This window comes from Neobacillus niacini, from assembly GCF_000759675.1.
GTDB lineage: Bacteria > Bacillota > Bacilli > Bacillales > Cytobacillaceae > Neobacillus > Neobacillus niacini_A.
In genome coordinates, this window is sequence record NZ_BAWM01000101.1 from 74,345 (window position 1) to 90,238 (window position 15,894).

Annotated in this window: 10 protein-coding genes; 1 reads left to right on the forward strand and 9 read right to left on the reverse strand. The window is 36.4% G+C overall.

What is annotated here, in order from left to right; translation table 11 throughout:
• Positions 1-660: 660 nt before the first annotated feature.
• The 3 genes from TR08_RS23850 to TR08_RS23860 form a co-directional block, all read right to left on the reverse strand.
• A complete protein-coding gene (locus tag TR08_RS23850) occupies positions 661-1,380 on the reverse strand; it encodes a hypothetical protein (protein ID WP_045522486.1) in 720 nt (239 codons plus the stop codon).
• Between the two features lie 29 nt (positions 1,381-1,409).
• Positions 1,410-1,976: a signal peptidase I gene (locus TR08_RS23855; protein WP_045522487.1), complete on the reverse strand. Its 567-nt coding sequence runs from the start codon at positions 1,974-1,976 to the stop codon at positions 1,410-1,412.
• Between the two features lie 206 nt (positions 1,977-2,182).
• On the reverse strand, positions 2,183-6,265 hold the full coding sequence (locus TR08_RS23860) for a S8 family serine peptidase (protein WP_045522488.1): 4,083 nt from the start codon (positions 6,263-6,265) through the stop codon (positions 2,183-2,185).
• Positions 6,266-6,643: 378 nt separating this feature from the next.
• Here TR08_RS23860 and TR08_RS30520 point away from each other — a divergent pair, with 378 nt between their 5' ends.
• Entirely contained in the window at positions 6,644-7,165 is a 522-nt protein-coding gene (locus TR08_RS30520; protein ID WP_052427610.1) for a YetF domain-containing protein, read from the forward strand.
• Positions 7,166-7,921: 756 nt separating this feature from the next.
• Here the strand turns inward: TR08_RS30520 and TR08_RS23870 are convergent.
• The 6 genes from TR08_RS23870 to TR08_RS30525 form a co-directional block, all read right to left on the reverse strand.
• Positions 7,922-9,304, reverse strand: a complete 1,383-nt coding sequence (locus TR08_RS23870; protein WP_045522489.1) for an IS110 family transposase — start codon at positions 9,302-9,304, stop codon at positions 7,922-7,924.
• A gap of 396 nt (positions 9,305-9,700) precedes the next feature.
• On the reverse strand, positions 9,701-12,286 hold the full coding sequence (locus tag TR08_RS23875) for a beta-galactosidase (RefSeq protein ID WP_045522490.1): 2,586 nt from the start codon (positions 12,284-12,286) through the stop codon (positions 9,701-9,703).
• A 78-nt stretch (positions 12,287-12,364) separates the two neighbouring features.
• On the reverse strand, positions 12,365-12,526 hold the full coding sequence (locus TR08_RS32210; RefSeq protein WP_202964982.1) for a 1,3-beta-galactosyl-N-acetylhexosamine phosphorylase N-terminal domain-containing protein: 162 nt from the start codon (positions 12,524-12,526) through the stop codon (positions 12,365-12,367).
• A gap of 57 nt (positions 12,527-12,583) precedes the next feature.
• Positions 12,584-13,462: a carbohydrate ABC transporter permease gene (locus tag TR08_RS23880; protein WP_152597510.1), complete on the reverse strand. Its 879-nt coding sequence runs from the start codon at positions 13,460-13,462 to the stop codon at positions 12,584-12,586.
• 4 nt (positions 13,463-13,466) lie between these two features.
• A complete protein-coding gene (locus TR08_RS23885; RefSeq protein WP_045522491.1) occupies positions 13,467-14,345 on the reverse strand; it encodes a carbohydrate ABC transporter permease in 879 nt (292 codons plus the stop codon).
• 85 nt (positions 14,346-14,430) lie between these two features.
• The gene (locus TR08_RS30525) at positions 14,431-15,717 is read right to left on the reverse strand and encodes an ABC transporter substrate-binding protein (protein WP_052427611.1); all 1,287 of its coding nucleotides are present in this window, start codon (positions 15,715-15,717) and stop codon (positions 14,431-14,433) included.
• Positions 15,718-15,894 lie beyond the last annotated feature (177 nt).

The following is a 15,894-nucleotide window of genomic DNA, read 5'->3' on the forward strand; positions in this document are numbered from 1 at the left end:
CCTCTTTTTGCTGATGACTACCACGATAAAGTAATCTATTTTCAGTTGAAAGAAATTATTTAGATGACTTTTATCACGAACGGTTTTTGAAGTTGAATGTTTCAAATGTTGACGCCCATCGAATTGAAGAAGGAATTAGGAAAATTGCAAGGGCATTAAAAAATCCTCAAAACTACTTTTTATAATCTTTCAGTAAGGCAAAACTACCCTTTTTCGAAAGCATAATGGGTTAGGGATACTATACATGACTAATATCCCTCCCCCTTTTACTCTTGTCTAATACATTCATCTTTTATTTTGGTCTCACGGATCCTATAGTATTCCTACTTCGAAATTAGATTTACTTTATCATCGTCTGATAGATTTTCACATTAAAAAAATCCACTTACATTCGTATATTATTAAACCTCTTTTCAATGGCAGTTTTTTTAGCTATAATGCTAAACTTCTTAGATTCAATTTGATAGGAACAATATGTAAATCCTTTTTTTCTGTAGTATTCTTAGCAGCCGATTTACAGCTTATCGACCAGCAGCAACAACTTTTGCGCTTAACTCTATAAAAAAGTCAGAACAAATGATAGGGCAATAATTGAGAAGTGGTAATTACATAATATTGAAAAAACAGACGACCAGTGGTCGTCTGTTTTACCCATTACCATTATTCGTATAAAGCACCATCATCTTTTTGTTTCGCTTTCACTGATAGATTCGCAGAGTATGTCACGCCTTGATATTCATTAGTTGCTGCCTCATCCAGTTTTACACCAAATGAAAGATCAATGTATTCATTTGTCTTTAAATTCCAGAACTTATTGCCTTTACCTGATTCTGCACCATCACCCAAAAGAAATTCTTTTTCGCCAGTAGCAGCAGAACGCAGCTCAGAAGAATTTAGGTAGCCTGTAATAATTTCTACCCCCTCTGCAATTTCAACTGGTTCGTCCGAAACCGAACGAGTAACTTCATTTGTTGTTCCTTTGAATAATTCCTTAAGTTTAATTTGTGATGCTTTTAACACCTCTTCCGTTGGTTTCACTTTGTATTTCAGTGCAACATAGCCAACTTTGTATGTATCTACGGAAAGTGGTTTATCTAATGATTGGTGCAGTTTTGCTTGTAAGAATGTATCGACTGTCCCTGTGTTATCGATCGTCAGCCAATCTCCAAATATTAGTTGTGATGGAGCAAAATTTTTGACTGCGACAATGCTCTCGTTAATATCTTCACCATTATTCAGCTGCACAAGTGCATTTGTTATTTCACCTTTAGCAGTTGTTTCAGAAGTAAACCAAGAGTATGTTCCATAACTTGCTGAAACTGCAATTGCACCCGCAAGTGTTGTACCTAATAATACTTTTTTTGCTTTAGCGATTTTCATAAATAATTCCCCCAACTTAATATAGTTTTTTATTTGGATACAATTTCTTCATTTGTATGCTGTTTTTCTTTACGGGAAAGACGTTCAAATACCGTTAGACAGATGTAGCCTGTGAGAGGAATGGTGATTAACAGCAAAAACCCAATCGGACCGCTTGCAAAATCTGATACATATCCGAGTTTAGGTATTGCAGCTACTTGTTTTCCAACAAAATGATCCTTCGTCACAATCATGGAATCCTCAACATTGTTGTTGTCACCTTTTGTCACCAAACCAGCTTGTCCAGCCTGTCCAGCTTGTTCTTTAACATCTATTACTCTATGTGTAATGAATTTTGTATCCGATTCTTTAAAGGTAATAACATCATTCACTTTTATATCTTCGAATTCTGCTTTTTTAATAAATATAAGATCTCCCGATTGCAGGTGTGGCTGCATACTATTCGAAAGTACAGTTAATGGTGTAAATCCAAAGAAACTTGGCAAACTGCCGGGATTTTTACTAGTTTGGAATACAGTTACACCGATATAGACGATTAGTAGAAAGAAAATAGAAAAAATAATATTTGAAAGCCATTTTATCGATCTTTTTTTCATAGTTTTGCTCCCAACATCATTATTTTTGTGTTTTTTTCTAATTGATATTGATGTCAGTAAATTTATTCACTGTGAAATATTTACCTCTTGTTGTTCCCCTGCCGCTTTCTATCAAGATAAGAATTTTAATTACAGCTGCAGGGGAAACAATAGGTTTCTGTACGTTTTCTATATTTGTTAATTATTATTCAGTTTTCTTCTTATGTTTACTGAATCCCTAACTCTTTCAAAATACTTTCTAATGTCTTGCCTTCATGGTTTTCTTTTGGAGCTGGAGGATTATCAACATATTTGTTTTGCAGTAGATAATTGTCTTTGACAAAGCCAATGTCTTTTGCATCCACCATTCCATCAAAATTAATATCAGCTGCACGGTTATCCGTCTTCCAAGCTTTTTGGATGTCTATAGCATCTAAGACGTCAATAACGTTGTCCTGGTTGACATCACCTGCCTTAATTTTGATTGGGGTGACATAATGATTTCTACCTAATAGTTCTCCCTTATACTCAAACCCAATATTTTGCTTGCTTTGCACTTTAAAATGACCAGGTATCTTAATTTCTAAAATGTATGGATCTTTGCTTAACGGAAGCTTTTCTACCCTGTAGTCTGCTCTTTCTTTTATCAGAGAAGCAGCATCAAAAACATACCCGCTTGATTCTTTAAACTTTAACGATGCGCCAACCTTTGTCCAGTCCTTTCTATCATAAAGACCGTTCGCAGGATTACGGAATCCGTCCGGCAGCACGTAGCCAAATGCAGCGTTGAATTGCGGCGAAATCTCAAAAGCATAACCGGCATTAAGCAGATTGCTTGATTGACTTTGGCTATTTTTCACTGTTGCTGTTGGAATGATGCCGGCCTTTGTAGTGAAGGTTTCATCATTTATCTTTAACGTAACATCTACTACTGCCGCATGATCAAATGTCACATTCGCATCGTTGAAGACCACCTTCACTTCGTCACCATTTACCAATATAGTTCCTTTATCGGAAAATTCTTCAGCCAGTTTGGCATCAATTAAGTCCATGTAATTTCCATACTGTTCTTTCAAGTTCCAAATGACTTCTTTTGCATCACTTACGTTATCCAAAAATAATTGGGCTTTAATCGTTTCGCCTGTTTTTACTTTTTTGATATCGCTTTTTGCGTAGGTAACTGGTGTCCCTTCTTTAACAAAGAAATATTCTTTTGTTAGCGGTGCATTACCGGCAGCATCATAACCAGACAATGTAAATTTCAAGGCTGGGATGGATTCTTCCATTGCTACTTCCTCTGCCCATTTGCCGTCTTTATCCATTCGAATAGGACTGGATGGGAATGGCGAATTTCCCCACGTATAAATGACTGTATTCGCAGATTGATCAAGTTTTACTCCATTATTTTGCATCTCTTCCATGAGCGGATCCAATACTTGAACTTCAAATGGATAGGTTGCTTGACCTTGCTTATATTCAACAAACGGAGATGGTCCATCTAAAGAGCTTGTAAATGTTGGATCGTCAATTTTGATGTAAATATCACGTGTTTCTTTTGTCACTTTTCCAGTCTGGCTTGTTGTCAAAAAATTCAGCTTATAGTGCCCTGGCTTTGCATAACTTACTTCTTCTGCTATAGGCTGCTTGGAGTCTCCTGTAAATGAATAGTACTTTCCATTAAACACAGCTAGTAAAAGGTCTTTATCCAGTGGCGCGCCAGTTAAATCCAGCGTTCCGATCAGACCTAAGTCTTTCCCGGTTTCTCCATCCTGCAGAGTGACATCCATGGTTTTTCCTGGTGAACTAAAATTAATAATGGAATATACAGTTTGAGTTTTATCAAGCCTCAACGGTGCCTGATTTAAATATTCCGGTGAAATGGTCTCTATAATCAGGTTTAAAGAGCCTACTCCATCCTTTGTAATTCTGAAGTTAAATGGAATCCGATATTGATCAGATGAATCTGCTTTGTTCGTAAATACAACAAACCCTTCGTATCGCCCTGCTTTAGCCGTTTTAGGTGCTGTCAAGAACACATTTTGTTTTACTTCTTGATTTGCTTTCACTTTAATGTTTTTACTGGTGCTGACGGCGATGCCATTTTTACTTAGACTGTTCGTACCTTCCGCTGCATTTTCTTCGATAGAAACGGAGAAATTTTTGGTACTATTACTGTTGTTTGTAAAACTTATGTTTTCATTCGCTCTGACATTGCTTCCTTCCGCCACAAAATGAATCCCGAAGTTAATATCTCCGGATGGATTTTTAAATTTTTCTAAATATTCCCCATCTGGAATATCGGTTTCATCAGTCACTTGCATTTTCATTTGTCCATGGATGGCTTGATAAGGGTCTACTCGGCCAGCACCTGCTTCATACAAACTATAACTGCCATTTAAAGGATCTGCCGTATTCATCAGAACTGTTTTAATATCATCTGGATCAAGCTCAGGATTCGCCTCTAATAATAATGCGGCAATTCCAGCTGTGTGCGGTGCTGCCATAGATGTTCCTGAAAGACGTGCATAGGCATATTTGTAATCTTCCTGATTTTCATGATCAATCATATAGGAAGGGAATGTAGATAGCACGCTCACCCCGGGAGCAACAACTTCTGGTTTCATATCATAATTAAGATTGACCGGTCCTCTTGAACTGAAGTCAGCTAATTTATCTCCTTCGGAAACGATATCTTTCATATTAGAGAAAGTGAATGCAGTGTTTCCTTGTGCAATATTCGCCTTTAATTGCTCGCCTGCTTCTTTTGTAATGGAGAAAGTGGGAACATATACAGTTGATTCCCCTAAATTAACGCCGATCTGTCCGTCAGCATTGTTATACATAATAACCGCTTTCGCACCGTGTTCTTTGGCAAATTTGATTTTGTCATTAAGGGCAAAATTCCCGCGCTGGACGAAAGCAATTTTCCCTTTCACATCTTTTCCAGCATATTCTTCTTGTGAACCTAAACCTACATCGACAAGCTCAAGTGATTGCCCATTTAATGCAGAGAAATCATCCGCAAAGCTTCTTCCCATGCTGATGAGCTCAGTGGACCAGTTTCCTGAAATACTTCCTGTAAACGAAGTGAGTGCAACAGGGACATCACTTGCTCCGATTGTAAGCGCCAGAGCCGCTGTACCTGGAGAGCCTACTGTGTTGGAATTCGGACCGGAATTACCTGCAGAAACAACAGCTGTTACACCATTTAATACGGCATAATTAATCGCGGTACTCGTTGGATAATACGGATTGTTTATCGATGCACCTAATGAAAGGTTCATAACATCCATTCCGTCTTCCACTGCTTTTTCAATCCCAGCAATAACAGCTTCAGATGTTCCGCTTCCATATGGTCCTAAAACACGGTATACATAAAGGTCGGCGTCTGGCGCGACACCCACAACAGACACTTCACTGTCATTTTTGTTCTGCCCGGCAATCGTTCCAGAGACATGAGTACCATGTGACGTGTAATAGGCAGTTCCATAAGGGGAATACTCAGGCTGATTCGATTTCTCCCAATCTGCATAGGTTGTTTCCATTGGGTCATTATCATTATCCACAAAATCATATCCGCCTTTGTAAGCATCCTTTAAATCGGGGTGATTATAGTCAATTCCCGTATCAAGAACAGCTACCTTTACTCCGTCCCCCGTTATGCCTTCCTTATGTAGCTTATCAATCTTTAAATAAGGAATACTCTCAACAGAAGTTGTGATTTCTCTATCAACATCTTTGGGAAGATCCTGCTTAATAGGATCTACCGTAAAGGTCTGGTCTTTGTAAACGGCTTGGACGACATCTGATTCCAAAAGGAGCTTGACTTTATCGCCCGGCAATTTCATGGCTACGCCGTTATAAGCTTTTTTGAATGTCTGGGTGACGGAATTTGAATTGCTCTTCGCTTTGGAGTTTTCTTGAGGCAAGTACTTTTTGATGTCTTCCTTAAAGATTTTATGCTCTTTTTCGACCTGTGCTTCGGCATCTTCATTTTTCAATGTTTTGCCTTTGAATTCAGCTTCCAAGACAGCCACTTTGCCAGGTTTTGATTTGAATTTGACAATGACGGATAGTTCTTCTTTCGATTCCAGATCTGCCTCACTAAATCCTTGCAGGCCCGAATGATCGTCCAATTTCAATTGATGTAATGCTTCACGTTGTTCCTTTGTCAAGGATAAAAGAATGTCCTCTGCCTTAAGTTCTTGTGCTACTGCTTCAGTAGAAAGTACCGAATGAATAGGTGAGATTATTAAGCCTGCTGAAAATGCCACAGCAGCTGCTTTCTTGATTAATGAATTAATTTCCATAAGACCCCCGCTTTCCAAATTTGATAAACTTTTCAGAATACTAACAAATAACTGCTCCTTTCTAAATATTTTGGATATTTCATTTAATATAGTAATCTCTTAAATTACTTATCCACTTATTATTATTGAAAAGATTTCCATTATTGTAAATTGGGGGAATTTTTAATTGAATGTATATTCATAAACTCATCTTTCTTTTCAGTGGTTATGTAGTAAATTATCTTTAAATAGGAAACAGCGTAGTAATTTGCTCGAAAATTCTTTTGTTTTGTCGTATTTTCTATTTTTTAATAATAATAATTTGTCTAAAAGTTGGGGGAATATCGTAAAAATCTATTTAATTTTGTGATTAAGTAAACAAAAAAGGAACCAATAAAATTGGATCCCCCTTTTTATATTTATTCTCTCTATTATATCCAACTTGAGCCCCAACTATTTCACAAAATATTTACCGAAGCCATGGGAGTTACTCCAAATGAATTTGTTACAAAAACTAGGCTTGATAAAGTAAAGGATTTGCTGGTAAGAACTGATATATCAGTTGCAGAAATTGCAGTTTTGCACTTTTTGATTTCAAAACTAAACCTCTATAAATGGTTTAACCATATTATTACGGGGGAACCTACCATTTTAATCAAACACGGGAAATTAATCCCCATTAATCTGAAACGTTCAAGATACTCACTAATGGAATTATTATCGACTATTCGAGCAGCGGGAATACCCGATATTGAAGACATCGAATATGCTATTCTCGAACCAAACGGAGAGATAACTATACTCCCTCAAGTCGATCTAGTCCCTGTAACACCAAGGCTGCTAAAAATTGATACGGAGTATAAAGGATTGCCTATTGCTGTCATCTTAGAAGGGAAAATTCAACATAAGAACTCACTCTAAGTGAATTGAATATTAAAAGGAGTGGACTTGAAGTCTCACTCCAACATGATGAATTTTTATGACGTATTGAAAACCTTTGGAATACCATTAACCTCTTTTTACCTCTTCATGAAGTAACGGAGGAGATACTTCATCACTTTGTTGAGCGCATTGAGGTAGATAATAACGGTATTCCTACGATAACTTATCGATTTTCAATTTCACCTGATTAATTTCCCCTCAACTTCGGTGCCTATCACTAACCGAAGTTTGATAGATTTTGTCGAAGAATATACTAGATTAATAAGTGTACTTTATGGAAAATGAGCCAATTTTGGGAAATGGCCCAAATATCAATAAGAAAAATCCGTAACTATTTGTTTACCCTGGTATTTGTTCCGTGAAACATTCTTATGAAACAAGATTTTTCGGGTAGTGACAGCGTACTATGTCAAGTAAGAATTTTCGATTTTTGAGTATAGGAAATACACCTTATGCAATAAAATGTAAAAAATTTACAATAAGCAACTGACAGAAAACACTATTAATGAATCTCTTCTTCTCGGATCTGAATAGAAATCTACCTTGCTTCAATACTGCAGAGATGCAACCTGGTTAGTTCAAACCGGTCAATATTAACGTACAATTCGCACTTACAGGACAAGGTAAATCATGCTGTCACTCGAGGTCATAGCCTCCGGCACCAAAGTCGATTTTCCCTTGATCCCAGAAGAGAGATTCATTATTTTTTTATTAATTATGCTGCTAAGGCAATGTTTAAATAAGTATTAATTTTGTGTGCTGAAGCTTTTTCTTAACTTCTTGAAGTATAGAATAACCCTTTTGTTTAGACTCAAATGGTTTCTTGTGTTTTAACATCGAAAAGGCTATTTTTATAAACTTATTTCCTAATGCTATAAAAGCCTTTCGTGCATGCTTTCCACGTGCTTTCAAACCTTCATAGTATGGTCGTAAATCTTGATTATGTTGAGCTAGTAGTTTTCCAACTGTATACACCACAAATCGAAGATTTTTATTACCTTGCTTGGAAATCCGTCCATAAAAACCTTCTGTTCCACCAGACTGAATAATGATTGGATTTGTTCCTGCTTTCTTAATCAGTTGCCCTGCGTGTTCATAGTGGGAAATATCTCCGATTTCACTATAAAACTCTGCTGCAGTCACTACTCCAATCCCTGGCACAGTTAGAAGTAAACGACCATCTGTTTGGAGAAGTGCTCTTTCAATCTCCTTTTCTAATATTTTCACATTTTCATCTAACCTTTTTAAATCTTGAATGGCCATTCGCAGTAAAAATAACTCAGGTGCTACTGTTTCTTTCGGTTTTACTATCGATTGTTCAGCTACTTTTAAAAGGGTTTGAATAGTAGTTTGTCCTATTCTCAACTTCGCTTCCTTTACTTTTTGGAGGAGTAGTTCTTCTCCTAACTCTAAAACACTTGTAGGATGAGGATAGTATTCCATGAAAAACAAAGAAGCTTTTCCCCAGAAGTCACTAAATATTAGTGTTTTTTTCGGTCTATTATTAATGACTTCTTCATACCCCTGAAAGTCTATCCAGATATGATCCATTAATGTTCGAATGTGTACTCTTACTAGAGCTCTTTTACGAACTTCATTTCTTCTAGCACGAGTTAAAGTCATTAATTGCCTGTACGAACCTTCTGGGAGCTTATTCTCCATTCCCTTGTTTTGCATTAAGGCATGGGCAATGGCATAAAGGTCTAAATCGTCGGTTTTACTCCAATTTAAAGCACTTGCACGCTCCTCATGAGTAGTTGCTGCGTTGATAATTGTGACTCCATAACCCCTTCTACCAAGTTCTCTTACAATGTCTTCATAGTAATGTCCGGTGGCTTCTACACCAATGAAAATCCTTTCAGCTTGAATCTCATTTTTCGCCTTTTCAATTTTCATAGTGAGCTGATCTAACCCGCCCCGATTTACCCCAAAGAAAAATGGTTTCTCTATAACATCCCCATAGTAATTACAAAGTAATGCCTTTTGATAAAACTTCGCCGCATCAATCGCAACAATTAGAACTCTTTCCAATAATACTCCTCTTAATTGAGAACTAAATTGACTACCTTTCTTTCCTTGTATATTATTAAATCTGTTATTAGTTTTATTTAACCCCATATCACTTCATCCTCCTGTTTGGATTGTAAGACTGAGGTTTTCTGTCAGGTATCTCTATCTTACTCGATGAAGTGGGCTGGGGTCTTTTTGTTTTTGTTCAAAATAAAAACCTTTCGACATTATTATCTAATACACCATGCACCACCCATGGACAAAAATTGAGAAATTGTCCACGAAAGGTGCCTGACACTATGAAGTTTATGCTTAAGACAATAAAAATGAGACGTTTGTGCGGGACTATAAAGCTACTTGGGCCAAGGTTATGAATATCGACCGTTTTAACCTTACATGTCATCCACTAGTATTTTCGGAAGCAAAGAGACGATTCATGTGCTCTTTCGACAATCGAAAGAAGCAGCAGAACCGTCCCCATGATTCACTAAATTATGTTAATGATTATTGCGCTTGTAAATTAACGGCAAATTCTTTATCTTTCTCTATTAATGTAATATATGAATGAATAACGACCTGATCTGGATTTAAGCCCTTTTCATCAAATATTACGATTTCATTTTGTTCTTTTAATAACGAGGCAGGAATCTTATATTCCTCCTGCGGGCCTATGTTCCAGTACCGTCCTAAACATTGGCCATTAACCCAAAAACACCCTTTACTCATACCATCTAACCGAATTTTTACAATCGGACCGTTTTCTGGCTTCCAGTCAAAAGAACTTTTGTACCAGCGTGGATAAATCATTTGCGAATCTACAATTGTCCATTCCTTTTCCTCTTCAAGCTGGGCAAATGATTTTGTTTTCCAGTTGCAAATTTGCTCCTCTTCCTTAAATAAATAGAGATCAAACCTGCTTATACTTGAAACATTCTGAACATCTAATTCTAATTCATTCTCTCCCTGCTTTAAGGTATCGCTAATATCTGCAACCCCGTATACAGCACTGTCTCTTGACCAAGCCGTTTGACTTTCCATCAACATTTTTACTGACCTTCCATTCACCTGAACTCGTGAAACTCCCTCACCAACAAGAATTGCACGATCATAGCCGTCATTGAAGAAGGAATTCAAAAACCCAATACGCCCTTCAATTTTTGGGATGTTGGCTAAATGATGATGTACACCGCACCCTTCAACCTGCCATCCTTCCAGTATTGATAAATACCTACCATTAAGAGCAGGCGCTTCACTCATCCCTTTTGGTTCACCAATGGCTTGAGAATAATTATATCTTCCCATATTTTGGACAAGGCAGGTTAATGTATTTTTCCCTTTCTTAACAGGAACCTCAATAGCTGCAGCCCCAATCATACTAAGCTTGCCGACATACTGACCATTACAGAAGACTAAAACGGGATCCTCAATTCTCGAAAAAACAATCGTTGTATCCTTCGTTTCCTCAGCATAAAATTCGCTTTCATAACCAATATACCCGCTAAACTGTCCGAAGCTACTAAAATCAAGCGGTTTGTCAGCCTCTTTCACGTTTCCGCTTAAAAAACAAAGCTTTTCATCTGCCGCTTCCCAATTTAATGGATGATTTGCTGAACTCTTTTCCAAATGAGGAATCGCTTTTTCTAAAGATTTTCTTGAAACCACTTCAATCGAATAACTGGTACCATCTTCAAAGTTAAGCTGAACGGTTTGCGGCTGGTTTCCATGGAATAAATGAATCGTAATGATGCCATCTTCACTGATTTCAAAGCGATTCGGCATTGGACAATGAACTTCTGCCTTTCTATAAAGCTGTAATTTCAAAAATGAACGCTGCCCTGCCTCATGATAAATGACCGCCTTATCGTTATCGAATCCAGTCGTCTGACCTGTGAGTGTCACAATGGAAAAGCGGTTTCCTACGTTCACATGACGGACAATCGGTAAAACCGCATTCGCCTCAATCGTAAACGGAATCGTTTGACCATCAAGTAAAACCTGTGATTGAACTCTTTCCTGTCTATTATTCTCGATAAATATCACTTCACCATGGGGACTAACAACACGTTTAGATATTAAATAACTAGGAAGTTTTAAATCCGCACCCATTTGTTCTGCATTTGTGAATACCGGTTCAAGCCATTTGGTAAATGAATGAAATCTTGTTAATACCTCATACTTTCTCGTTGGCTGCAAGTATTCATCAATGGCAACATCATAATCATACGATGTCGTGGAAAAAATCTGTTCTCCACCTGTCCTACCACCCCAATGGTCAAAATTGGTGCCGCCGAAATACATATAATAATTGATTGCAGAAAATCCATTACTCAATAGCTGGTAACACTCACGTTCGAGCTGCTCTGGAGTTTTTTGATCCGCTTTATTTCCGCCCCAATATTCAAACCAGCCAATCCAAAACTCCAAAACCCCTTTCGGCTGATCGGCAAACCGCTCATCTAGAATCTCAGCGGCCGATTGGGCATGCGACCAAAAATTGCGAAACTCGACAGCCCCATCAACGGCTCCATAGCATGTAACAAATGGTACCTCAATCCCTCTCTCCATCATACCGTCCCTTAAGTATTCCATATACTGTTTGTCAGGTTTACCATATGCCTGGAATTCATTTTCTACTTGAACCATAATGACGGTCCCTTTTTTCGTCAACTGGAATTCATTAATGATTGGTATAACTTGATCAAAATATTTATCCACATATTGTAAAAAGATAGGTTCAGCGGAACGATATTGAATCCCCTTTTTCGTAGAGAGCCACCAAGGAAATCCACCAAAATCCCATTCAGCACAAATATAGGGCCCTGGTCTTGCAATCACATATAATCCTTTTTCAGCGCATAGCTCAAAAAAAAGCGCTAAATCCTTATCGCCAGAGAAATCCCATTCCCCTTCATTCATTTCATGAAAATTCCAAGGGATATACGTTTCGATTGTATTGCATCCCCCTGCTTTCGCCTTATCTAAGACTTCGCTCCACTCCGCTCTTGGAAGGCGGAAATAGTGGATAGCAGCAGATAAAATAAAGATTCTTTCATTATTAATCTTCCAGCTTTTTTGGTCATAAGTAATCATTGATTTTCCTCCAAAATTTTTATCCGATAGGAAAGGATCACTTGCCTATCAAACATAAGTGCAACTACACCTCTAACTTCACCTTATGATTAAACCCTTTATTAATTCCTTTGATAGTATAGTACCATCACTATTTCTAATGGCATCTGCTCCCCATTTTTCTATAATTCGCTTAACATCATTATCAATTCCTGTTTCCGCCGGTAAAGTAAATCTACCTTTTCTTAAATCCTCTATCACTGCCTTTTCCTCCTTTTCCTCCTATTACTCTGAACACTGGATTTTCACTACAACACACTATTCCTTCACAGCACCTGCTGCTATTCCACTAAATATATATTTCTGGAATATAAAGTAGATTACTAGAGTTGGAATCATAACTATAACCGCTGCTGCACTTAGCTTTGGAATAGAAGAAGTTCTAGGATCAGTAATACAATTAAAAAGTAATGTACTTAAAGTTCTATTCTCGACTCCTGGCATATATAAAAATGGTATATACATGTCATTTAAAACATCAACAGCTTTAAGTATTCCTAAAGTAGCTGTTGCAGGAATCACCATAGGAAAAATTATTCGCCAGTAAATTGTAAAATAAGATGCTCCATCCATCATGGCACTTTCATCTACTGAAACCGGTACCTGCTCTAAAAACTGTTTATAAATGTATATTTGCATTAAATCTGCACCGGCATAAATGAGTATAGGTGCTAAAAGAGTGTCATATACACCAATATTAGTCATTAATCCAAATCTTGATATTTCAGTAACAATACCTGGTATTATTAATCCAACTAGGAATATAGCAAAATATGCTTTTTTTAACTTGAAATCAAATCTAGTTAAACAATATGCAACCATAGTGCTAAGTAAAGAATTTATAACAACTGAAGCTACAACCAATATCATGGAATTTTTAAATCCAACAAACACATTTGCACTTTTAAGAACCTCTTTATAATTTTCAAAATTAAGACTAGTAGGTGGTTTAAGTGCTGATTCTGAACCAATCTGAGGTAAGCTTTTAAATGATGCAAAAACTGTAATTAGTATTGGCAAAATTACTATAGCTGATATAAATATAAATAATAGTACTTTTAGTGCTTCACCTCCACTGCCAGATCTCTTTGTAATATTAATAGTGGTTTCCTTTTTTATATCTAAGTTAGCTTCCATTTTCTCACCCCTTTAAGTTAAATAATTTTTTTTGAATAATGGAGAAAATTATTATTATTATCATCAATACAATTGCCATTGCACAGGCTAATCCAAAATTTTGATATTGAAAGGCTGTATTTATTGTTTGTACTGTAAAAGTTTCGCTAGCATGATTTGGACCACCGCTAGTCATAACATAAGGAATATCAAATATCTGCAAGGCGCCTCTCACGTTCAAAAATAATACTATTTCAACAACAGGCTTTATATTTGGTAATACAATGTGATAAAACTGTTTAAAGGTGCTTGCTCCATCAATAATAGATGCTTCAATCATGTCCTTTGGAAGGGATTGAAATGCCGCTAAAAAAAGGATTATATGGATACCAGAAAATTTCCATAGAGAAACTCCAGTAAGAGAATAATTAACAATTTCCGGGTCGCTAAGCCATCCTATTTTATCCATATGAAAAAACTGCAGCATACTATTTAACACTCCATCTTGTGAGCTATAAAGAAAGATAAACATACATGCAACTGCAACTGTGTTAATCATATAAGGTAAAAATGTAATAGTTTTGAACATCTTACTGTTTCTCACTCTGTTGTCTAATAAAAATGCTAAAAATAATTCAATAGGTATAAAAAGCAAATGCCCCACAAAATATATACCGTTATTTTTTAGCGATAACCATACCTCCGGTGAATCAAATATTATTTTCTTGAAATTTGTTAATCCCACAAAGGTTTTTGTTAGACTCAGTCCATCCCAGCTTGTAAAGCTTAATGCTACTAGCCTGATTAATGGGTATATCATAAATAAACTTATTAAAATAGTGGGAATAAATAAAAATGTAACTAGCACTAAGTTCTTCTGCATCTTTACATTATTTTTAAGCATAACCCGCCTCCTAGCCTGCAAATTAAAAGAAGAATAAAGTAGCTAAAGGCACTTTATTCTTCTTTTTAATTAATTATTTTACTTTTTAGTTACCTCTTGCTTTTTTCCATTGTGCATTTAAATCATTCATTATAGAATCTAAACTAGTTTTGCCTGCCATCATCTGTTGACCTATGCCATTAACGTCAAATTTCATGGCATTCTTTACCTTGTTATATTTATCATCATAGAAAACAGTTACTGACTTAGCATCAACACCATCAAAGGCTTGAGTAAAGAATTTATCATTATAACTTACACCCTTCATTGTAGGCTTTATATTAATAGCGGTTGCAAGCTGAGTATAATAATCGCCAAAGAACCATTCAAGGAATTCTTTTGCTTCCTTTTGATTTTTACTAGTTTTAGGAACTCCCCAGAAGAATTCAGTCATTGCAGTAGTGTAGAATGGATCGCTGGTAGTATTCCTTGTTGGTAATAAGAAAACTCCTAAATTCTCATCCTTACCTCCATTTTGGTTATAATCACTCTTATACCAGGAGCCAGCTGCAAACATAGCTGCTTTTCCGGCTACAAACATTGCTCTTTGTTGATCCCAACCATAGCCAAGTGGATCATCTCCAAAAACCTTAGCATCATACAATTTTTGAATCTTTGTATATGCATCGTAGAATGGCTGTCCTTTTGTAAAAGGATCATCCTTAGTAGCCATCTCGTTGTAGTATTGTCCATCTCCTGCTTCAAGCATTGGCATATATTCATTTAATGGATAATTTACCCAAGAATCCTTTAAGCCTAATGCAAGTGGTGTATATTTCTTACCATCTTTTATTGTTTGAGAAACCTTTATAAACTCATCCCAAGTCTTAGGTATTTCTAAATTGTATTCTTTGAAAATGTCCTTATTGTAAAAAACAAATTCATTAAATACTGCTTCTGGTAACCCTATTACATTTCCTTTAATCATCGTTTCCTTAGCATATATATTGTTTGCAGTTGCCTTTAAATCATTTAAAGGTACCATAGTATCACCATAGAGTGAAAGATTTGCTTGTCTAATTGGGAATACATCTGGCAGCTGATTTGCTGTGCTTCTTATCTTCATTGTATTATCATATTCAGTTTTTGCAATTTTTTCCACTTCTATAGTTACATTGGGATTCACCTTTTTATAAGCATCTGCTATCTTATTAGTTTCTGTCATATACTTATACTCGTCGTCTCCCCAAAGAGCCATTTTTAAGGTTACCTTTTTATCGCTAGCTGTTGATGATGTGCTATTTGTATTTGAGCACCCTGCAACAACGGTGCTTAGTAGTGCTGCTCCTACTAAAGCTAACCTTAAATTTTTAAATAATTTCTTTTTAATCACTTTTTTTCCCCCTTCACACTTTATAGGTATATTTTATTATTTTTACAATTTTATTGAATGATATATATTAATGTTGTTTTGATTTATATTATCCTCTTGATTTAAACTTGCTAAATGATTAAAGGTAAGCCCGAATTATAAAAATAAGCGCACCTTTCCGGTACGCATCACAAATAG